Origin of the sequence: Flavobacterium piscisymbiosum (assembly GCF_020905295.1) — a bacterium.
GTDB lineage: Bacteria > Bacteroidota > Bacteroidia > Flavobacteriales > Flavobacteriaceae > Flavobacterium > Flavobacterium piscisymbiosum.
In genome coordinates this window covers 1,265,646-1,286,695 of sequence record NZ_JAJJMM010000001.1, presented here as the reverse complement: position 1 = coordinate 1,286,695, position 21,050 = coordinate 1,265,646, and the positions used below count along the sequence as shown (strand labels likewise).

The window sequence follows — 21,050 nt, the reverse complement described above, 5'->3', positions numbered from 1 at the left end:
TTTGTTTTTGGGTTACAGATTTAAAACGAATAAATTTAAGAAATATTGCACAAAATCCTAAACCTCAATACGTTTCCACTTCCCTCTTTTGTAAAAGAAAATACTCGCTAATGTTATAGCAGTTTCTGCAACCGGAATCGCGATGAAAACACCTGTTGGCCCCATATTAAAATGTTTTGCCAATACATATGCTAACGGAATCTGGAACAACCAAAACCCAAAGAAATTAATCCCGGTTGGTGTCCAGGTATCTCCTGCTCCATTAAAAGTATTAATCAAAACCATTCCTATTCCGTAAAAGATAAATCCGATGCTCATGATTTGTAAGGCTTCGACGGCTATTGTTTTTACCAATTCGTCATTGGTGAAAAACGAAATAATATACTTTCCGAAACATAATGTAATCACCATGATTGTTGCCATAAAAATAACATTGTATCTGGCCGTTGTATAAACTGATTTTTCGGCACGATCGATTTGTTTGGCGCCTAAATTTTGTCCCACCAAAGTTGCAGCGGCATTACTTAATCCCCAAGCCGGAAGAATAAAAAACATCATAATTCTAAGTGCTGTCTGATATCCTGCTGATCCGTGATCGCCTCCGGTTGTGGCTACCAATTGCGCCAGAAAAATCCAGCTGCAAGAAGCGATAACAAACTGCAAAACTCCGGGAGCAGCAATTTTTACCAATGCTTTTATCTGATCAAAATCTGGAATGAAGTATGAAATTTTAATTTTCAAAGCACCATTTCCAAAAAACAAATGATAGCCCTGATATAGTACTCCAATGCTTCTTCCTAAAGTAGTCGCGATTGCGGCACCCGTTAATCCAAAAGCGGGAACCGGACCAAAACCGTTAATTAATATTGGACATAAAATAATATTGCAAATATTAGCCAGCCAAAGACTTTTCATAGCAATTGCTGCATTTCCGGCTCCACGAAATATTCCGTTAATCAGGAATAAAAGCATGATACATAAGCTTCCGCCAATCATAATTTGCGTAAAAATGTATCCATGTTCTGCTGCATCTTCTGATGCCCCCATGAGGATCAAAATTTCTTTGGCATAAATAACGCCCAGAATACTAATTATGGTGTTAATTACAAATGCCACTATAATCGCCTGCATTCCTGCCTTTGCTGCAGCAATAGGATCCTTTTCGCCAATACGTCGTGCTACAACTGCTGTTGCAGCCATACTCATTCCTATTGCGACTGAATATATAATAGCAAGTACCGATTCTGTTAAACCAACGGTTTGAATCGCAAAACTGCTATGCTCTAAGTGTCCTACGAAATAGAGATCGACCAAGGCAAAAACAGATTCCATCATCATTTCTAAAACCATCGGGATGGCCAATAGAATAACGGCTTTTTTGATGCTGCCTACGGTATAATCAAAAGATTCATCTCCTTTGATTGCTTGTTTTAATGTGGTGAAAACTTTAGAAAATAAACTTTTCTGTATTGTTGTTTCTGTCATGATATGTTAGGATAAATGATAATATTAGTCCGGATGCAATGATCTGAACTGAAGAAAAATAAACGTAAGTATCCTAATTATTCAAGAAAATAAAATAGGATTAGGCAGAAACAATCATAAACGGTAGTTTTTTAAGAGGATAAATATAAGTAATATTTTTTAGTAGGAAATACTAATCCAATAACTTTTTGCTTACACGGCTGCTGGCAATTAAAGAAGCCACAAAACCAAGTGATACAATTGTTGCCATCACTATAAGTACGTTTTCAAGATTGAAAACTACGGGATATGCGAGGGTTGGCGTGATCATAATGAGTTCGTATCGTTGTTGCAACAGTACTAAAATGATACCGAGAACGAGACCAATTATACCTCCAAAAACACTTAGCAAGGTTCCCTGAAGCAGGAATATTTTTCGTAAACTATTGATTTCTGTTCCCAGATTAAAAAGGGTTTTAAGGTTTCCTTTCTTTTCTAAAATCATCATAATCAATGCTCCAACTAAATTAAAAAGTGCCACAATAATTACCAGAGTAAAAATCAGGTAAACTACTATATTTTCTGTATTTAGCATTTTATACAAAGACTCATTAAGTTGTGCTCTGTTTTTTATGGTAATTTTATTATTGAAAATGGTATTCAGTTTAGTACTAATAACACTTTCATTTGCACCTTCTTTCAGATTAAATTCGATTCCTGAAATTTGATTCGGCTTGTACATTAATAATTCCTGTGCCAAACCCAAATCTGCAAAAACATATTTTGAATCTAAATCTTCACTAATCGAATAAATCCCAACTGGTAAAACATCTGTTTTATTAAAAGCTTCTTCGGGATTTTCGATTGCTCCTTTTCCGGGTTTTGGAGCAAATATTTGCAGAGGATTTTCGAAATCAAGAATTCCCATCGAAAAATCCTGAGCAATTCCGTAACCAATAACAACCTGATAAGTTTCCGGTTTTAACCAATCTCCGTTAAAGAGTTTTTTTTTGATATCGTTAACAACAGGATAGTTTCGATCGACACCTTTTAAGTAAGTAACCTGCTGTTTGTCTTTAAACAAAAATAAAACACGTTCTTCGATAATTTTGGTATACAAAACAACTCCGTCAATCTTTTTAATTTGGCTTTCCTTTTCCGGCGTAATCAAAAACGATTTTCCGTAAGTACTCGTAATTTTAAGATCGGGATCTATCTCGTTTGTAAACGAAAGGCTAAAAACCTTTAAACCGCTAAAAACAGATAAAACCACAAACAAAGCCATTGTGCCAACAATAATTCCCATGCTGGCAATGCGATTAATAATATTGATAGCATTGTTTTTACTTCTGCTAAAAATATAACGTTTGGCTATGTAAAGGGGGAAATTCAATTTATGATTTTCTTCTTTTTTCTAAAAGATCACGATTTTCAATTGGGTTTTCTCTGTTTGATAAAGCATTATCGATTTTTTCGATATAATCAAGAGAGTCATCGATAAAGAATACCAAGTTTGGTACACGACGCAATTGCAAACGAACACGTTGTGATAAATCGTGCTTAATTAGAGTTGAATTTGATTTTATACCTTCTAAAGTTTCTTTGGCTTTGTCCTGAGGAAAAATGCTTAAATACACTGTTGCCACAGATAAATCTGAAGTAACACTAACTTTGGATACCGAAATTACCAAATTACTAATTCCGTTTTTTCTCACTTCACCTTGCAAAATATCAACCAAATCTTTCTGGATGACACCGCCTATTTTTTTCTGTCTATTTGTTTCCATAGTGCAAAAATACTATTTTAAATTTCAATCGATACAATTTCAAATGAACAATAGAATGATTTTTATCTTCTAATGTGTTTTATCCTTTATAAAATTACAATTTCGATTGTCATTTTCAATAAAAACATAAAAAATGCGGTCTTTAAAATTCAACTTAACTATATCTCAAAGGTGACAAAAATCATATTATTTATGAGAAAAATGAGACATATTTGATATAACCTTAAAACATATCAATTATGAAAAAAAGAGAACCAATCAGTCATATAATGACTAAGAGTGTCGTTACCGTAAATGAAAATGACGACCTTAAAAAAGTAGTTGAAAAGTTAAAAAAACACGCCATTCGTCATATTCCAATTGTTCGTGGCAAGGAAGTAGTAGGTATTATTAGTAGAACTGATATTAACCGATTGACTTTTGGAGCTTTGTTTGAAGGACAAGAAGGTGCCGATGAAGCAATCCTGGATATGCTGACTATTGCCCAGGTAATGACATCGAAACCAAAAACAATATCATCTAACACAATCATTAGAGATTCGGCAGAAATTTTTGTGAAAGAAGAATTTCACGCTCTTCCGGTAGTTGATAATGGGGAACTTAAAGGTATCGTTACTACAACTGATATTTTAAAGTATTTTTTAGAACAGTATGATTAACCAAAAAAAACGACCCAAGAAAAAGGGAGCTAATTTAGCTCCCTTTTTTATTATCTGTTTTGCAGCCATCCCTCAGGATTGTTGTTTGATGTATTTTGAATAATCAAAAACTTAATAATTGTTTTTCCTGTGTCTCCACTTGTTCTTACTTTTCCAAGAACTTGTTTCACTTTTACTTTATCACCTTGCTCAACAGATACCGAACTTAGGTTTTGATATACTGTAAAATAATCTCCATGCTGAATAAAAACAGCTCTGTTTACAGGCGACAAGGCGATAACTTTTGATACTACTCCTTCAAATACAGCACGGGCGCTTGCTCCTTGTTCTGTGGTAATCTCTACTCCTGAATTATGAACTGTAAGTGTTGGATATAACGGATGTGGCTGATCTCCGTAACCAAGAGATATAAATCCTTTTTCTACCGGCCAAGGCAGTTTTCCTCTGTTTGCTTTAAAATCTGCAGCTAAAATTTTACCCTCTGGCGTTAAAGTAATTCTATCTGATGAATAAGTTTTAGGTGATGATGCTTCTGCTTTCTCTGCTTCGCTGGCTTTACCTTCTGCAATTCTTTTACGTCTTTCTTCTTCGGCTCTTTTATTGGCTAATCTAATTTGTTCACGAATAAGGTCCTTAATTTTAGCATCGATTCTTCTCGATTCCTGTTGTTTCGATTTTGTATCGGCAATAATTTTACTTTTATCTTTTTTGATTGAGTTAACTAGTTTTTGCTGTTCTTGTTTCTCAACTTCCAGGCTTTGTTTTTCTTTCTGATTTTCGGCAATAATTTTCTTCTTAACCTGTCTTTGTCCATCCAACTTAGCATTGTAATCAACTAATTGTGCTGTTTTTGATTGAATTTCTAAACCTTGATTTTTTCTAAAATTGGTATATTGTTTTAAATATTGGGCTCTTTTGTAAGCTTGCAAAAAACTTTCTGAAGATAAGATAAACATGGCTCGGCTTTGCTCAGATCTGCTTTTGTATGATTTCAGAATCATTTTTGCATAATCTGCTTTTAATACCTCCAGTTCTTTTTTTAATTTATTAACCTTAACCTGGTTAATATACATATCATTACTTAAAAGTTTTTCTTGTTTTGCCGTAGTATTTATCAGTTTCTCTTTAAGTTTAATCTTATTCGCCTGAATCAAAAAAACATTTACTGCTGATTTTTCTTTTTTCTTTACAGACTGCAACATTTTTTCGTTGTCTCTAATTTCCTGTTGAATCTGAGCTTTACGCTGTTCAAGTTTTTCTTGTTGCGAATCATCTTGCGCCCACATAAAAGTAGTGGCACATATAAAAATTAGGCTTAGGAGAAATTTTGGCATGTTTATGTTTTCTTTTTGCAAATTTACTTAATTATAACTTTTTTATAACCACTTGGTACGCTATAAGGGAAAGAAAGTTCTTCATTAAATGAAATATTATTGTAATTCAAATTAATATTGGTTTTCCCTTTCGGCTGAATTGCATTAATTTCAATACTCGTTGGAAGTGTCCCCTGATTAAAAACTTTGCTGTCACCATACGAAATTTGTAACATTCTGTTTTCTGCAGGCTGCGAAATCTCTTCTTTTTGAACCAAATATTTCTCTGCATCCAGATAGAAAGCTTTCTTTATATTTGTTTCTTTTAGATCTTCTAACTTAAAAAGATTGTCTACAATTGTTTGGGTATACTTTCCTTTTCTTAAATCGTCAAGTGCTTCTCCTACTAATAAATTTTGAACTTTGCTATAATCTAATTCAGTTCCCAACCATTTGCTTAAACTGGTAAAATCACCTTCGTAATAGCTGCTGTTTATTTTTTCGTAATAACTTACCGTTGTTGGCGTTATCAAAGCTTTTGCCATTGTAATTCCTAAAAAACGAACACTTACCAGGATCTGTTTGTCTTTTTCGATTCTAATATCGGCTGTAACATTTTGACTTTGCTTTTCGTCAGCATATCTCGCGCTGGCTTTTATGTATAAAGTCGAAAAATCTAACTTATTATCGTAATGTTTCTCAACTGCTTTTTTGTCTTCTTTTGTAATAACTTCAGCATTGCCGTTATTATTTTGTACTGCAACTGCCTTTGATTTACAAGAAACCATAAAAGCGGTCAACAATACTAGTGCTATATATTTTTTCATCTGAATTTAGTCTTTTACTTTTTTTTCTTTAATAATTCATTTGCCTTCAAAAAGTATTCCTCTTTTTTCTTAGCATCTCCCAGACCATTATATGCTTCTCCCAATTGAATATTAAAATTTGCTTCGAGCGTTTTATCATCAACCACATAATCGAGTCCCATTTCTAAAACGGTTTTTGCATTTTTAAATTGTTTTAACTGATTGTTTCCTAAACCTGCATAATAATAAAATTGAGGCTGACTAGGATAAACATCAATCATATTCATCGCTCTTTTTGTCATGGGTTCAAATTGCTTTGCCTGTGCATAAGCTTCAAGCAATAACAAATTGGTTTCACGATCTGTATCTGAATTTGATTTTAAATCTTTTTCATAATACTTAATCGCATTCTCAAACTGACCTTTGCTGTGATAAAATTTCCCTACCTCTTTTGCAACATCAATTTCTTTATCGTTATCAAAATAAGCAATTGCTTTTTCTAACTCCGGAGCATATTGCGGATTTTTGTTTACATAAATCAAAAACTCATTTAAAGTACGATGTTTAATTTTTGAATCAATTTTTGAACTTGATAAAATGACATTCATCGATTTAATGGCTTTCTCAGACTGATTGTCGTCTAAATATACTTTAAACATACTTACCTGAGCCCATTCAGAATCCGGAACTGCCTTTGCTAATTGTTTTGCAACATCAAGCGCTTTGTCTGTTTCTTCTGCTTTAGAATATAGAAAAATCAGATTTACATAATTCGATTCTTCTTTCGGATTCTTTTTTATCTGATCAATCAAATTGGAAATTTCAGCATTTTGATATTTTCCCTGAGATAAAATCTGCAATTTGTATCTGTCTCGATCTTCTGATTTTCCGAATTTATCATTCATTTCATTGATCGTTACAAGAGCCTTATCAAATTGATTGGTAATCATGTATAACGAAATCAAATCATCTTTATATTCTTCGTCAAAAGAAATTATTTTATGAATGGTTTCAATCGCCAAAGGATAGTTCTTGGTTTCGTAGCTTACATCATAAATTCCTAACCAATACCATTTGTTTTTTGGATCTAATTGAGTCGCTTTTTCAAACGAATCCTGTGCGTTTCGATAATCTTTTAATGATAGATAATTTTTGCCTAATTCAAAATAAGCTACAGCATCATTGGGTTTTAGCTTTACACATTTATCTAGTGATGCTATTGCTTTATCATAATTTTCAATTCCTTTTTGTTTTAATGATTCATAAAAAGCATCCTGATATTCATCAGTTGCCATAGCAATATCCTCCGGTTCTGTTTGTGCCATAACCGAAACTGGATTGCCAAGCAAAACGAAAAATAAAATGACTATAACTCCTTTTTGTATCATCTCTATAATTTAATCTTTAAACAAAAACGAATCTTTTTGAGCCTAATGAATACAAATACTATAAATTAAGCTTCAACACGAATTTCACTAATTTGCACAAATTTTAATGGCTTAATTTAGTTTGTGAAATTAATTTCACAAACTAAATTAGTGTCAATTAGTGAAATTCGTGTTGATTTTGTAATTGTATCAAATCGTACCTCTTTAAACTTATATTTATTCTAAAACCGAATAATCACCAATACTAATACTGGTAAACTTACCATCATAAACAACGTGATTTCCTATCATAGCATTGTCTAAGTTAGCGTTTTTTATTTGAGAATAAGTTTGAACCAGACTATTTTTGATCGAACTATCGATAACGTGACATCCTTTTCCTATTGAAACATTTGGTCCAACGGTTGCGTTTTTCAACACTACATTTTCGCCAATATAACAAGGAGGAATAATGGTTGAGTTTTCTAACTGTACATCATAATCTACAAGATGTTCTCCGTCATTGTGCAAAAATCCTAACATTCTTGAATTGGTTTCAACCGTAACATCTTTGTTTCCGCAATCCATCCATTCGTCAACGCTTCCGGTTTTAAAAACTTTACCATTAGCCATCATTGCCTTAATCCCATCGTTGATTTGGTATTCTCCACCATTCTGGATATTGTTATCCAAAACTCCCTGAAGTTCTTTTTTTAAATCTCCAACTTCTTTAAAATAATAGATTCCGATAACGGCTAAATCACTTACGAATTCTTTTGGTTTTTCGACCAATTCTATAATTTCATTATTCTGATTCAGTTTTACAACACCAAATGCTTCCGGCTGATCTACTTGTTTTACCCAAATTACAGCATCTGCAGCAGGATCTAGTTCGAAATCTGCTCTGATTAAGGTATCCGCGTAAGCGATAACTGCAGGCCCGGACAAAGATTCTTTTGCACACATAATAGCATGACCGGTTCCTAATGGTAAATCCTGACGATAGATAGAAGCTTTTGCTCCTAAACTCCCGGCCAATTCTTCTAAACTTGCAACAAGATCATCTCCAAAAAAAGCAGGATCTCCTAAAATAAAAGCCACTTCTTCGATAGGTTCTTTTAATATTTTAGCAATGTCTTCAACTAAACGATGAACAATAGATTTACCCGCAACAGGAATTAATGGTTTTGGAACAGTTAAAGTATGTGGCCTAAGTCTTGATCCTCGACCTGCCATTGGAACGATTATTTTCATTTTGTCTTTTTATTTTATTCGAAGATTTAAAAAAATCCTCTTAGTTTGGTTCTTAATTTTAACCGCAAAGGTTATTTATTTTGTTTTTGTTTAAAGTACAGAAACTGATATTACTACAACTCCAACTGAAAACTATTTAACCGCAAAGTTCGCAATCCCGATAGCTATCGGGATTCGCAAAGATCGCAAGATGATTCATTTCATTTTAAGGTCGCAAAGTACAGAAACTGATTACTATGACTGTGACTGAAAACTGCAACTTAAAACTACTTCACTCCCGTACTTCCAAAACCGCCTTCGCCTCTTGATGTTTCAGAAAGTTCTGCAACTTCTATCCATTCGGCTCTTTCGTGTTTGGCAATGATTAATTGTGCGATTCGTTCTCCATTTTCGATTACGAATGCTTCATTAGATAAATTTACTAAAATTACACCTATTTCACCTCTATAATCTGCATCGACTGTTCCAGGAGAATTTAAAACCGTAACTCCTTTTTTGGCTGCTAATCCGCTTCTTGGTCGAACCTGTGCTTCGTAACCTATTGGTAGTTCAATAAAAAGACCTGTTTTTACAATGGTTCTTTCTAATGGTTTTAATGTGATTGACTCTGTTAAATTGGCACGTAAATCCATTCCTGCCGAAGCAATTGTTTCGTAGTTTGGTAAAGCGTGCTGTGATTTATTGATAATTTGTATTTTCATTTTTTATTTTAAAAATATTAAAAAACGAATTGAATGTATTAAAACTCAATTCTACTTTCTATTCATTATTCCTTTGATGGTGTCTTTTTCGTTATGATAAACAAAATACATGAATGCTAATAATAACGGAACTCCAATAAAATAATTTTCTCTAAAACCGTAAAAAGAAATAGCCGAAAATACAATTGAAATTCCCAGATACGCTCCAATTTTGTTCATATCATAAGGTATAGGATAATATTTGTTTCCTAATACATAAGAAATCAACATCATACTTCCGTAAGCCGAAATCGTGGCAATTGCAGAACCGTAGTAACTATATTTTGGAATTAAAAAATAATTTAAAACCAATGTTACAATCGCTCCAACAATCGAGATGTATGCTCCAATTTTTGTTTTATCAGTCAGTTTATACCAAACCGATAAGTTGTTGTAAATTCCTAAGAAGAAGTTCGCCAGGATAATTAAAGGAACGACTTTCATTGCTTCCCAATAGGACTTATTGTCTAGTAAAAGATATTTTAAAACATCGGCAAAAACAATTACTCCTAATAAAATTAACGAACCCAGAATAACAAAATATTTTGTGATTACGGCATAAGTTTGAGGTGCATTGGCATTTTTAGCGTGACTAAAAAAGAAAGGTTCTATCCCTAATCTAAAAGCGGTTGCAAACAAGACCATAAATAAACCTAATTTGTAACAAGCTGAATAGGCTCCAACTTCTGATTTCGCTAAATTTTCAGGTAATAAATATCCTAAAAGAATTTTATCGAAATGTTCGTTAACAGCAAATGCAAGTCCGGCAACCAAAATTGGCAAACCGTATTTCATCATTTTTTTCCAAAGTACCGGATCGAATTTTCTTCCCAATGAAAGATAATTTGGTGACAATACAATGAATGTGGCTAAACTTGCCAGTAGATTTGCAATGAAAATATAGGCAATCTGGAAATTCTCAACATATAAATTGTCCCAAACTGAGTTAGGATTTGCTGCAGCAAGTTTAGGCAAGTATATTAAAAAGAAGATATTCAGTAATAAATTGATGACTACGTTTCCTATTTTAATCGCAGCATAAACCATTGGTCTCTGATTGGCTCTAAGTTTAGAAAACGGTATTAAAACCAAAGCATCCAGAACTAAAATCCAAACGGTATAGGTAATATATTGTACATCGACTTCGGCAAGACTTGCTAATGTATTTCTAAAAATTAAAGCCGCAAATAAGAAAAGAATCGAGGACCAAAATATTGATATTGTAGAAGTTGCGATTACATTTTTCTTATCATCCTCGGCACTATAGAATCTAAAAAATGCAGTTTCCATTCCGTAAGAAAGAACCACATTAAAGAAAACCATCCATGACAAAACGATCGAAACCTCGCCATATTCTGCAGTTGGTAAAATACCAGTGTACAATCTTACCAATAAAAAACTTAGCATTCTTGGTAATACAGTCGCTAGTCCGTAAATAGCAGTTTGTTTGAACAGATTTTTATATAATCCCAAAATAATTTTATAATAAAGTTTGTAAAACAAAAATAACCAATTCTTTGGTTTATTATTGCTTTTGTAGGTTCAATAAAAAAAATGGTGTGTAATTTTATTGTGTTAGTTTTTTTTCGTCTAATATTTTAACAAAATGAAAACCTTTTGGTCCGTAACCCTGATTGTAGTAAAAGCGATGAGCGGCGAAATTTCCGGTAAAAGCATCTAAAACTATAGAACTACAATCCAGCTCTAAAGCCTTTTTTTCGATATAATCTGTTAATAATTTTCCTATTCCTTTAGAACGATGATCCGGATTTACAACAAAATTATCTATTTCGAGATATTTACCTGTCCATAATTTAGTAGCAGACCAGCAACCTGTAATTCCAACACAAATATCTTTTTCAAAAACACCAATCTGAATATAATTATGAGGTACCATTTCAGATAGGTAATCCTGATATTTTTCAATCGATAAATTAGGATAAAGAAATCGCATGGTTTCTATTTGGTCAACCATTGCCTGTATGGTAGTAAGCTCTTTTACTTGTAATTTCATTGTAATAAAAATAGACATCAAAAATACTCAATTTTATATTGCCTGTTATAAGACTTTATAACTGTATGTGTGAAATTTATAATAAAGTTAAAAAATTGTATAAATAATTCGAAGTACTTCTATATTAACTTTGTATGAAAGGAATGAGCAAAGCTAAAATACAACCTTTCAAAAAAAAGCAAAGCATTGGGACTAATAAAGCTAGTTTGTTCCCACAAAAGACAAAGCAAAGGGATTGATTCTGCTGAAATGTAACCCTCAAAAAAACAGAGCATTGGGACTGATAAAGCTAGTTTGTTCCCATAAAAGACAAAGCAAAGGGATTGATTCTGCTGAAATGTAACCCTCAAAAAAACAGAGCATTGGGACTAATAAAGCTAGTTTGTTCCCATAAAAGACAAAGCAAAAAGGGAGTGATTCTGCTGATATGTAACCCTCAAAAAAACAGAGCATTGGGACTGATAAAGCTAGTTTGTTCCCATGAAAGACAAAGCACTACAGAGGTGATAAATCTGTCAATAATTTTATAAAATGGTAACTGATTCTCGGTTTTGATTGAATTGAGAATCACCATTTTATAAGTTTAAAAATTAGAAAAACTAAAACTACTATATATATAAAAAGAGCCGACAATTACTTGTCGGCTCTTTTTTATATGTCTTGAATAAATTATCCGTTCAAAGCTTCTGCTCCACCAACGATCTCAAGGATTTCGTTTGTAATAGATGCCTGACGTGCTTTATTGTAAGTCAATTTCAATTGGTTTCTTAATTCAGTTGCGTTGTCAGTTGCTTTGTGCATTGCTGTCATACGCGCTCCGTGTTCTGAAGCAAATGAATCACGAATACCTTTGTATAATTGTGTTTTTAATGATTTAGGAATCAATGTTAACACAATTTCTTCTTTTGAAGGTTCAAAAATATAATCTCCTGTAGAAACCGGTACATCAGATTTAATTGGTGCCAACGGTAAAAATTGTTCTGTTTGAACGATTTGTGTCGCAGCATTTTTAAACTGATTGTAAATCAATTCGATTCTGTCGTATTCTCCAGATAAAAATTTCTGAGTTAAGTTATCAGCAATTCCGGCAACATTTTCAAAAGTTAAATGATCGAAAATTGCATTATGGTGACCGTGAACTTTATGAGATTTACTTAATACATCATTTCCTTTTTTACCAATAGGAAAAACATCAACTTGTTTTCCGGCATAAAAAGCAGAACGATTTTTAACCTCTTTAATAATATTTGAATTGAATGCACCACATAAACCTCTGTTTGAAGTTATAGCTACAAGCAATACTTTTTTTACTTCACGTTGTGTTGTATAATCTCCTCCAACTTCACCATCAAGTGTAGCAGAAAGGTTTTGCAACAACTCCGTTAATTTCTCGGCATAAGGGCGCATTGCAGTGATTGCATCTTGTGCTTTCTTAAGCTTTGCAGCAGAAACCATTTTCATTGCCGATGTAATTTGCATCGTCGATGAAACGGAAGTAATTCTATTACGGATTTCCTTTAAATTTGCCATCTATTAATTAGAAAATGTGACAATTTGAAAATTAGATAATTAGAAGAATGTTGAAACACTTTCTAATTATCTAACTGACCAATTATCTTATTAGTTATATTTTGCTGAAATTTCTTTTGCTGCTTTTTCGATAACATCAGTAATGTTGTCATCTAATTTACCAGCTTTCAAAGCGTTAAGCGTATCTTTATGTTTACTGTTTAAGTAAGCTAAGAAATCAGCTTCAAACTCTTTTACTTTATTTACAGGAACGTTTCTTAATAAGTTTTTAGAACCTGCATAAATAATAGCTACTTGATTTTCTACAGTATAAGGATCATTTAAACCTTGTTTCAAGATCTCAACGTTTCTTTTACCTTTTTCAATTACGTTTAAAGTAACTGAATCCAAGTCAGAACCAAATTTAGCGAAAGCTTCTAATTCACGGAATTGAGCCTGGTCTAATTTTAAAGTTCCTGAAACTTTTTTCATTGATTTAATCTGAGCATTACCTCCAACACGAGATACTGAAATACCTACGTTAATAGCAGGACGAACTCCAGAGTTGAACAAATCTCCATCAAGGAAAATCTGACCATCTGTAATCGAAATTACGTTTGTTGGGATATATGCAGAAACGTCACCAGCCTGAGTTTCGATAATTGGTAAAGCAGTTAATGAACCACCACCTTTTACGATAGACTTGATAGAATCTGGTAAATCGTTCATGTTTTTAGCAATTCCGTCATCAGCGATTACTTTACAAGCACGCTCTAATAAACGAGAGTGTAAGTAGAAAACGTCTCCAGGATAAGCCTCACGTCCCGGTGGTCTTCTTAATAAAAGAGAAACCTCACGGTAAGCAACAGCTTGTTTAGATAAATCATCATACACAATAAGTGCTGGACGACCTGAATCTCTAAAGTACTCTCCAATTGCAGCACCTGCGAAAGGAGCATAAACTTGCATTGGAGCTGGGTCAGAAGCATTAGCTGCAACAATAACTGTGTAAGCCATTGCACCTTTTTCTTCTAACATTTTAGCGATTCCTGCTACAGTTGAAGCTTTTTGTCCAATTGCAACATATATACAGAATACAGGTTTTCCTGCATCGTAAAATTCTTTTTGATTTAAGATCGTATCGATACAAACAGTTGATTTACCTGTTTGACGGTCACCAATAACAAGCTCACGTTGTCCACGACCAACCGGGATCATAGCATCTACTGCTTTTACTCCTGTTTGTAATGGCTCAGTAACTGGCTGACGGAAGATAACTCCAGGAGCTTTTCTTTCTAGAGGCATTTCGTATAAGTCTCCACCAATTGGTCCTTTTCCATCAATTGGAAAACCAAGAGTGTTTACTACACGTCCTACCATTTGCTCACCTACTTTAAGAGAAGCGATACGTTGTGTTCTTTTTGCTGTTGATCCTTCTTTGATTCCAGTTGATGGTCCTAAAAGTACCACACCAACATTGTCTTCTTCAAGGTTCAATACAATAGCTTCAAGTCCGTTGTCAAATTCAACTAACTCACCATATTGTACATTCGATAGCCCGTAAATACGAGCAATACCGTCTCCAACTTGAAGTACTGTTCCTACTTCTTCTAGCGTAGCACCAGATTCAAAACCTTCTACTTGCTTTCTTAATATTGCTGAAATTTCAGCAGGTTTGATTTCCGCCATCTTAATTTATAATTTAGACACTTTTATGTGTAATAAAACTAATTACTTAACTCTCTTTTTAATACCTGCAATCTGTTTGCAACAGAAGCATTGTATTGTTGATCACCTATTCTTAAAATAAATCCTCCAATGATTGATGGATCTACTGTATTTTCTATTGTTATTTTCTTATCTGATAATGTAGCAACTTTTTCCAGAACTTTAGCTTCTAAAGCTGCATCCATAGGAATCGCTGTTGTAACTTTTGCTACTTCAACTCCATTACCTTCATCAAATAATTTTTTATATTCTAAAGCAATTGCTTCCAAAATTTCAAATCTTTTGTTTTCAAACAATAAATGAAACAAACCTTTGGTTACTCCATTTACATCTGCAAAAACTTCTAAAAGAGCACTTTCTTTAACTTCAACTTTTGTAGTTGGGTTTTGGATAAATGTACTCAATTCCAGATTTGTATCAATTGCTGTTGCAATCGACTTCATATCGTTATTGACAGCTTCGGCAACACCTTTAGAGTTTGCTAAGTCTAGAATTGCTTTTGCATAACGAATTGCTGCTCTTGTACTTGCCATAATCTTAGTTTAACTTTACGTCACCTAACATTTTCTCAACTAATTTAGTTTGAGATTCTTTGTTAGATAGTTCTTCTTTCAATATTTTTTCAGCAATGCTTAATGATAAAGTAGAAACTTGTAATTTCAATTCAGCCATAGCAGCATTTTTTTCACTTTCGATAGCCGCTTTCGCCTGAGCGATCATTTTTTGACCTGCTTCTTGTGCTTCGTTTTTAGAATCAGCAATCATTTTCTCTTTCATCTCACGAGCTTCTTTTAGCATCGCGTCACGTTCTGCACGAGCTTCATTCAAAATTCTTTGATTGTCAGCTTGCAAATTTTCCATTTCTCTCTTTGCATTTTCAGCAGAAAGTAATGCATTTTTAATACCTTCTTCTCTTGCGGTAATAGATTCCATAATTGGTTTCCAGGCAAATTTTACTAAAAGTAAAATTAAAACCAACAAGATTAAAGCTTGCCAAAAGAATAAACCGAATGAAAAATCGTTAATTAACTTATCCATTTTATAACTATATTAAATATTTAATTTCTTTTTTTAAAAGTAACAACACCTTTAACCAACCGTTAAAGATGTTGTTATTTCTTTCTTTATTATTTTCCTAAGATTAAAGCAGCAAATGCTAAACCTTCTAATAAAGCCGCGATAATAATCATCGCAGTTTGAATTTTACCAGCAGCTTCTGGCTGACGAGCAATAGCGTCCATAGCAGATCCACCGATTTTACCTAAACCTAAACCTGCTCCGATTACTACTAATCCAGCACCTACTAAAGTTGGAATTGTTCCCATAACTATTTATATATATAAAATTAAACTTCTAAATTAAATGATTGCAGTTTCATCTTCGTGATGATGTGCATGATCATGATCCTGAACAGCCATACCAATAAACAATGATGATAACATGGTGAAAATGAATGCCTGTAAAAATGCAACTAAAATTTCGATAACAGAAATAAATAATGTTAATCCCATAGAGATTGGCAAATCTGCAGCTAAATTTTTACCTACAAAGATCATTGCGATCAAACTCATAATTACTACGTGACCTGCAGTAATATTTGCATACAAACGAATTAATAATGCAAATGGTTTTGTTAATGTTCCTAAGATTTCAATTGGAGCTAAAATAATTTTCATTGGTACAGGAACTCCCGGCATCCAGAAAATGTGTCCCCAATAATCTTTGTTTGCACTAAATTGAGTAATAATGAAAGTAAATGCAGCCAAACAAACTGTGATGGCAATATTTCCGGTAACGTTAATTCCTAGTGGAGTCATACCTAATAAGTTTAACACCCACACAAAGAAAAATACGGTTAAAAGGTAACCCATATATTTTCTGTATTTTTTCTCTCCGATATTAGGAATCGCAATTTCGTCTCTAATGAAAATGATAAGCGGTTCTAATACTCTGCCAAATCCAGTTGGGATTGGTCCTTTTTTATATGATTTTGCTAAACCAGTAAACATTATAAATAATAGTACTGCAACAAAAAGCATTGAAACTACATTTTTTGTAATAGAAAAATCTAATGGCTTTTCGTTTTCAGGATGTCCGTGCTCATTAAAAGTAATGGTACCGGCAGCATCTGTTTTGTAGATTTTACCGTGAACTAGTTTATAGAAGTTTCCATCAACTTCTGCAACTTCTTCACCGTGGTGTAATTTTGAAGAAGAGAAAATTTTCAATCCTCCGTCAATAAGAATAACTGGTAATGAGAAACCATAATGTTTATTTTCTTTTTCATCTGAAAAGAAAACAAAATCATGAGAATCTTGTAAGTGATGATCAATAAAAGCGTCTACTTTAGCTTTTGGATCCAGAGCTTCATGCTCACCTTCTACAGGAGCGTTATGCGAAATTACTTTCTCTTCATGAGCAGTTTCAGTCTGTACATGCGTTGAGTCATTCTCTGAATTTGCAAAACTCATTACTGGAGAACAAGCTACTAAAGCTGCAAGAATAAATTTGAGCGGTTTGTTTGAAATCACCATATCTGTTAAAAATCTTATTTTTTACGTTTCTAAAATTTGGTGCAAAGGTACATTTTTTATTAATATTCAAAAGGATATGAAAAATTATTTTTGAACCCTTTTTTACAGAATCCCCATTTTAACGCTTTTCATTTAATAATCGGGCAGTTAAAAGCGTCTCAAATAACAAAAACAAAATAAATGTTATAAAAAAACTGATTTTTTCAACCATAACCTCTGCACTATGGTTTTCTAAAATTGGTCTTAAAATTAAATATCCTATTAACATTTGAGTAAAAGTTCCGAATAGGAAAGCCATCCCGACAATCTCAAAATTCTTCTTTTTTACTATTAATAATATAAGGTATAATAATGCTGATAATCCGAAAAAAATCAAATACAAAAATTCTATACTATAATAAAAGGTTTGCGTATTTAAATCTAATATTAAAAAAGCTGCTCTATGCAAAACATAAGCCGCCAAAGCAAAAAAGAATAAATGTAAAATAGATTTGTAATTTTTTGAAAGCATTTGAAAAATAATTTTATGCAAAGATGCACTTTTTTATCAAATGCTTTCAATGACAAAAATCACTTTGTCTTATTAATGTCGTTAACCTGGCGAATCACATTATATAAGGCTAGCCCAACACCCAGCATTACAAAGATTGTATTGTAATACACTTTTGGACTTGGATGATTTTCATCTAACCATGTTCCGAAGTAAGAGAACACGAAAATAATAAGTCCCATTTGAACGGGAATATTAATAAGCGGCATCCATTTATTCCTTCTGTTTTTGTTCGGTTCCTTTTCCATCTTTTAGCGTTACTTCTTTTGGATTATTTGTTAGCATCGTACAAGTAGCCGTAAAATCTGCTCCTGGTTCGATAGACAGTTTTCCTACAGCAACTTCGCCATGAATTTGTGCAGATGCTTTTATATTAAGGATTTCTAAAACTTTAATTTTTCCCTGAAATTCACCTTCGATATCAGCGTTATTGCAAACAATTTCTCCTCTTACAACGCCTGAAGCGCCTATAACTAATTTTCCTTGCGAAGTAAAGTTTCCTATCAATTCGCCGTCTAATCTAAAATCGGCTTTAGAAACAATATCACCTATTATAGAGGTGCCTTCTACAATTCTATTTGTTTTACCTAAGAGTTCTGTTCCGTTTTTTTTAACTTTATCAAACATGATTATGGGGATTATGGGGTTTTGGGGGCTAAGTAGGCTTCGAGATTTTTTTTAATTTGAATCAGCTTATAATTATCACTCGAGATAATAATGGGCTGATTTGATATCAGATATTTTTTATCATCCCTAAAAACTCCCGAAACATCTTTGGCATAAGCCTCAGATTTTAAACCATGAACAACTATAAAACTTTCTGTTTTGTTGTATCTGTCGAAAGAAGTGGTTAATCTCTCATAATTTTCAACTAACAAAAATACTTTAATTGCTTCTTCGATTTTTTTACGGGTTTTTGAATCGTTATTAGGAACTAAATATAAAATTTTCCAGTTTTTATTATCAACTGTTGTAAAATCCATTTTTTCTAAACCAGGAATTTGCTTCTCTAAAATTTCTCTTGCATTTTTCCCTTCATCACTATTTGGATAATTATCCGCAACGTTCTCTAAACCGCTTTTATATGCTGCAAGACCATTTACTTTTCCTAAAGTATTTGCTTTTAATAATTCATATTTAGAAACAATTTCATCACCAGAATATTGATTGATCAGATTGTCAATATTATCCAAAACGGTATCAAACTGTTCTTCCTGAAATAGTTTGTACCATTTTTGATACTCTTTATCTGCAGATGCTAAATCTTCTGAGTTGGTATTGTTTAAAATTTGTGCATATCTTGAATTTGGATATTTAGAACTAATATCCATTTTTATAGCTTCTGCTTTTGCCGGATTTGTAATCTGGTATATTTTATACAAATTATACATCGATGGCAAAATCAATTTTTCTTCCGGATTGTTTTTTAATAATTGCTCTAGTTTGGCACTTGCCAAATTATATTCCTTAAATTTCTCTTTATATATAAGTCCTAATTGGTAATATGCAAAATTACGTTCCACACCAATACTATCTATTGCTAACTGTGTTTTTGGAAGCTGTTTTTCGTAAAAATCTGTTGTATATTTTTCGACAACAATAGAATCTTTTAGTTTATCTGCCGCTTCCTGAGCAATACTTAATGAATCGTTCATTGCAGCATTATTAGCCGATTTTATTCCAGCCAATCTCCAGTTTCCGCCCAAAGTCCTGTTACCCCACAATTTCTTGAATTGCAATTTTCCGTAGGCAACTGTTGTTGGATTATAAAAATAAAAAGTACTTGCAGTATTGTTTCCTGACGGAGGTATAATTCCTTCAGGATCAGAAGGTGGTTTCCCAATCGAGTTTGGATTTACAGCTGTTGGCTCATTACCCAAATTTGTATTACGGTCTATATTGGCCAATCTTTCCTTTTCTTTTTCTTCTAAAATACGTTTTGCTTCATCTTTCTTTTTAAGCTCTGCAATGTAATTTTCAAAGTATAATTTTCTGTCGGGTGCCGGTAAACCGTATACTTTAATTATACTATCGTTACGTTTTGCAATTCCTTCGTACTTAATTACGTTATCCAGATTTTTTCTGTTTTTTTGGATAAACGCATATTCCCTGGTTTTAGGATCCAGTTTTACCAATGTACTGTCATAATATTTGGCAGCCATTGTATAATCTGTATTTTTAAAATACATGTTACCAATATTTCGATAAGTCGAAGCTACTAAATACGGATCTTTAGATTTCCTGAACAATGATTTATTATAAAATATCAGCGCACTATCCTGTATTTTATAGTTATCATAAAAAACACCCATTTGATAAAAAAGAATATCATAATAAGGTCGGTTTTCACGGTCTGTAACTAGATTATTAAATGCCTTAAGAAACAGTTGCTTATTATCCTTATTGTAATCAAACATTTCGGCTTTTTTAGCATAAGCATGCATCATATATTTACGATCGGCTTTTCGATTCATATCGATTACGCCATCATAAAAATAATTTGCACTGTCTTTTTTTCCGGAGTCCTGATACATTTGGCCTAAAATAAAGCGGTAACGCGCTCTGTCTTCGTTTACTTTTGTAAATTCTTCAGCGATTCTAAGTTTGGCAACGGCACTGTCTTTTTGTTCTAAATTTAAAAAAGCTTCCGATAATAAAGCATTTGCGTCTGAAAAAGTCTGTTTATCTAAATCTGTATTTTTTAATAAAAGTTTAATGTTCTTTAAAACAATAGCGTCATTTCCTAAACGCATATTTGTTTTTTCGCGCCAGATTTTTGCTGTATAAATATTACTGCTATTAGGATATTTATATAAGATATAATTGAATGCTTCAAGAGCCGGAATAAAGCGTTGATCATAATATCGCGCTTTTCCGAGCATTAAATAAGCTTCGTCGATTTGTGAATTTCGCTCTCTTCCTCCAATATTCATAGAGTGTTTCTGAATAGCTTTTGTTGCCTTGGTTTCTGCCCTTTCAAAATCAGGATTCTTAGCTTTTTCTTCTTCAGAAAAATTTTCATCAACCTGCATTTTTTCGATAGGCAAAGTCTTCCAGAAATTATCCTGATCATTGGCCTGTATGGATTTTAATCCTTTATCAAGGCCAATACCGCCGTTGTACAAAATATTATATTTTGTACTTAAGGCATGTGAGTTTCTGGCCAAAAAAGTGTTTTTCTTGGTAGAACAGGCTATCAAAAGAAACAAAAAGACCAGAAAAAAACTATATTTAAGAGTATTCTTTTTCAATAGAAAAGAGTTTAAATCAATTAACTTCTAAAATGTACTTTTAGTATATTGACTTGTAAAAATACGCTTCTTTT

General features: G+C 32.9%; 21 protein-coding genes. 1 reads left to right on the top strand and 20 read right to left on the bottom strand.

Annotated features, from left to right (window positions below):
• Positions 1-57: 57 nt before the first annotated feature.
• The 3 genes from LNP81_RS05845 to rbfA all read right to left on the bottom strand — a co-directional run bounded on the left by LNP81_RS05845 (position 58) and on the right by rbfA (position 3,251).
• Entirely contained in the window at positions 58-1,485 is a 1,428-nt protein-coding gene (locus LNP81_RS05845) for an MATE family efflux transporter (protein WP_230034156.1), read from the bottom strand.
• A gap of 172 nt (positions 1,486-1,657) precedes the next feature.
• Complete coding sequence (locus tag LNP81_RS05840; protein ID WP_230034154.1) at positions 1,658-2,857, bottom strand: ABC transporter permease; 1,200 nt, start codon at positions 2,855-2,857, stop codon at positions 1,658-1,660.
• Position 2,858: 1 nt separating this feature from the next.
• Complete coding sequence (gene rbfA / locus LNP81_RS05835; protein ID WP_055097718.1) at positions 2,859-3,251, bottom strand: 30S ribosome-binding factor RbfA; 393 nt, start codon at positions 3,249-3,251, stop codon at positions 2,859-2,861.
• A 239-nt stretch (positions 3,252-3,490) separates the two neighbouring features.
• Here rbfA and LNP81_RS05830 point away from each other — a divergent pair, with 239 nt between their 5' ends.
• Positions 3,491-3,910, top strand: coding sequence for a CBS domain-containing protein (locus LNP81_RS05830; RefSeq protein ID WP_230034152.1), 420 nt, complete (start codon positions 3,491-3,493; stop codon positions 3,908-3,910).
• 50 nt (positions 3,911-3,960) lie between these two features.
• Here LNP81_RS05830 and LNP81_RS05825 read toward each other — a convergent pair whose 3' ends face one another.
• From LNP81_RS05825 to porW, 17 genes are all read right to left on the bottom strand, one after another.
• Positions 3,961-5,244, bottom strand: a complete 1,284-nt coding sequence (locus LNP81_RS05825) for a murein hydrolase activator EnvC family protein (RefSeq protein WP_305070233.1) — start codon at positions 5,242-5,244, stop codon at positions 3,961-3,963.
• A 23-nt stretch (positions 5,245-5,267) separates the two neighbouring features.
• Positions 5,268-6,050: a lipoprotein insertase outer membrane protein LolB1 gene (gene lolB1, locus LNP81_RS05820; RefSeq protein WP_230034143.1), complete on the bottom strand. Its 783-nt coding sequence runs from the start codon at positions 6,048-6,050 to the stop codon at positions 5,268-5,270.
• A gap of 14 nt (positions 6,051-6,064) precedes the next feature.
• Complete coding sequence (locus LNP81_RS05815; RefSeq protein WP_230034141.1) at positions 6,065-7,417, bottom strand: tetratricopeptide repeat protein; 1,353 nt, start codon at positions 7,415-7,417, stop codon at positions 6,065-6,067.
• Positions 7,418-7,633: 216 nt separating this feature from the next.
• Entirely contained in the window at positions 7,634-8,650 is a 1,017-nt protein-coding gene (locus LNP81_RS05810) for a sugar phosphate nucleotidyltransferase (RefSeq protein WP_230034138.1), read from the bottom strand.
• 266 nt (positions 8,651-8,916) lie between these two features.
• Positions 8,917-9,351, bottom strand: a complete 435-nt coding sequence (gene dut, locus LNP81_RS05805; RefSeq protein ID WP_230034136.1) for a dUTP diphosphatase — start codon at positions 9,349-9,351, stop codon at positions 8,917-8,919.
• A 51-nt stretch (positions 9,352-9,402) separates the two neighbouring features.
• Entirely contained in the window at positions 9,403-10,863 is a 1,461-nt protein-coding gene (locus tag LNP81_RS05800) for a lipopolysaccharide biosynthesis protein (RefSeq protein WP_230034134.1), read from the bottom strand.
• A 94-nt stretch (positions 10,864-10,957) separates the two neighbouring features.
• Positions 10,958-11,404 carry a GNAT family N-acetyltransferase gene (locus tag LNP81_RS05795; RefSeq protein WP_230034132.1) on the bottom strand — a complete coding sequence of 149 codons (447 nt, stop codon included), beginning with the start codon at positions 11,402-11,404 and terminating at the stop codon, positions 10,958-10,960.
• Positions 11,405-12,073: 669 nt separating this feature from the next.
• On the bottom strand, positions 12,074-12,934 hold the full coding sequence (gene atpG / locus LNP81_RS05790) for an ATP synthase F1 subunit gamma (RefSeq protein ID WP_078006589.1): 861 nt from the start codon (positions 12,932-12,934) through the stop codon (positions 12,074-12,076).
• Positions 12,935-13,024: 90 nt separating this feature from the next.
• A complete protein-coding gene (gene atpA / locus LNP81_RS05785) occupies positions 13,025-14,602 on the bottom strand; it encodes a F0F1 ATP synthase subunit alpha (RefSeq protein WP_053472983.1) in 1,578 nt (525 codons plus the stop codon).
• A gap of 38 nt (positions 14,603-14,640) precedes the next feature.
• Positions 14,641-15,174, bottom strand: a complete 534-nt coding sequence (gene atpH / locus LNP81_RS05780; protein ID WP_230034130.1) for an ATP synthase F1 subunit delta — start codon at positions 15,172-15,174, stop codon at positions 14,641-14,643.
• Between the two features lie 4 nt (positions 15,175-15,178).
• Complete coding sequence (locus tag LNP81_RS05775) at positions 15,179-15,679, bottom strand: F0F1 ATP synthase subunit B (protein ID WP_230034128.1); 501 nt, start codon at positions 15,677-15,679, stop codon at positions 15,179-15,181.
• Positions 15,680-15,768: 89 nt separating this feature from the next.
• Positions 15,769-15,966, bottom strand: coding sequence for an ATP synthase F0 subunit C (atpE, locus tag LNP81_RS05770; RefSeq protein WP_008465835.1), 198 nt, complete (start codon positions 15,964-15,966; stop codon positions 15,769-15,771).
• A gap of 33 nt (positions 15,967-15,999) precedes the next feature.
• A complete protein-coding gene (gene atpB / locus LNP81_RS05765) occupies positions 16,000-17,175 on the bottom strand; it encodes a F0F1 ATP synthase subunit A (protein ID WP_230034126.1) in 1,176 nt (391 codons plus the stop codon).
• A gap of 118 nt (positions 17,176-17,293) precedes the next feature.
• Entirely contained in the window at positions 17,294-17,686 is a 393-nt protein-coding gene (locus tag LNP81_RS05760) for a hypothetical protein (RefSeq protein WP_230034124.1), read from the bottom strand.
• A gap of 59 nt (positions 17,687-17,745) precedes the next feature.
• Complete coding sequence (locus tag LNP81_RS05755) at positions 17,746-17,973, bottom strand: AtpZ/AtpI family protein (protein ID WP_230034122.1); 228 nt, start codon at positions 17,971-17,973, stop codon at positions 17,746-17,748.
• The gene (locus LNP81_RS05750; RefSeq protein ID WP_230034121.1) at positions 17,939-18,352 is read right to left on the bottom strand and encodes a bactofilin family protein; all 414 of its coding nucleotides are present in this window, start codon (positions 18,350-18,352) and stop codon (positions 17,939-17,941) included. Before LNP81_RS05750 ends, LNP81_RS05755 begins: the two co-directional genes overlap by 35 nt.
• Positions 18,353-18,363: 11 nt before the next feature.
• Positions 18,364-20,976: a type IX secretion system periplasmic lipoprotein PorW/SprE gene (porW, locus tag LNP81_RS05745; protein WP_230034120.1), complete on the bottom strand. Its 2,613-nt coding sequence runs from the start codon at positions 20,974-20,976 to the stop codon at positions 18,364-18,366.
• Positions 20,977-21,050 lie beyond the last annotated feature (74 nt).

Excerpts from the sequence above, each read along its gene's own strand:
- LNP81_RS05775 (WP_230034128.1), bottom strand. The coding sequence starts at position 15,679 with ATGGATAAGTTAATTAACGATTTTTCATTCGGTTTATTCTTTTGGCAA.
- LNP81_RS05750 (WP_230034121.1), bottom strand. The coding sequence starts at position 18,352 with ATGTTTGATAAAGTTAAAAAAAACGGAACAGAACTCTTAGGTAAAACA.
- atpE (WP_008465835.1), bottom strand. The coding sequence starts at position 15,966 with ATGGGAACAATTCCAACTTTAGTAGGTGCTGGATTAGTAGTAATCGGA.
- atpH (WP_230034130.1), bottom strand. The coding sequence starts at position 15,174 with ATGGCAAGTACAAGAGCAGCAATTCGTTATGCAAAAGCAATTCTAGAC.
- atpG (WP_078006589.1), bottom strand. The coding sequence starts at position 12,934 with ATGGCAAATTTAAAGGAAATCCGTAATAGAATTACTTCCGTTTCATCG.
- dut (WP_230034136.1), bottom strand. The coding sequence starts at position 9,351 with ATGAAAATACAAATTATCAATAAATCACAGCACGCTTTACCAAACTAC.
- LNP81_RS05795 (WP_230034132.1), bottom strand. The coding sequence starts at position 11,404 with ATGAAATTACAAGTAAAAGAGCTTACTACCATACAGGCAATGGTTGAC.
- rbfA (WP_055097718.1), bottom strand. The coding sequence starts at position 3,251 with ATGGAAACAAATAGACAGAAAAAAATAGGCGGTGTCATCCAGAAAGAT.
- lolB1 (WP_230034143.1), bottom strand. The coding sequence starts at position 6,050 with ATGAAAAAATATATAGCACTAGTATTGTTGACCGCTTTTATGGTTTCT.
- atpA (WP_053472983.1), bottom strand. The coding sequence starts at position 14,602 with ATGGCGGAAATCAAACCTGCTGAAATTTCAGCAATATTAAGAAAGCAA.
- LNP81_RS05825 (WP_305070233.1), bottom strand. The coding sequence starts at position 5,244 with ATGCCAAAATTTCTCCTAAGCCTAATTTTTATATGTGCCACTACTTTT.
- LNP81_RS05845 (WP_230034156.1), bottom strand. The coding sequence starts at position 1,485 with ATGACAGAAACAACAATACAGAAAAGTTTATTTTCTAAAGTTTTCACC.
- atpB (WP_230034126.1), bottom strand. The coding sequence starts at position 17,175 with ATGGTGATTTCAAACAAACCGCTCAAATTTATTCTTGCAGCTTTAGTA.
- LNP81_RS05760 (WP_230034124.1), bottom strand. The coding sequence starts at position 17,686 with ATGCTTTCAAAAAATTACAAATCTATTTTACATTTATTCTTTTTTGCT.
- LNP81_RS05830 (WP_230034152.1), top strand. The coding sequence starts at position 3,491 with ATGAAAAAAAGAGAACCAATCAGTCATATAATGACTAAGAGTGTCGTT.
- LNP81_RS05815 (WP_230034141.1), bottom strand. The coding sequence starts at position 7,417 with ATGATACAAAAAGGAGTTATAGTCATTTTATTTTTCGTTTTGCTTGGC.
- LNP81_RS05810 (WP_230034138.1), bottom strand. The coding sequence starts at position 8,650 with ATGAAAATAATCGTTCCAATGGCAGGTCGAGGATCAAGACTTAGGCCA.
- LNP81_RS05755 (WP_230034122.1), bottom strand. The coding sequence starts at position 17,973 with ATGGAAAAGGAACCGAACAAAAACAGAAGGAATAAATGGATGCCGCTT.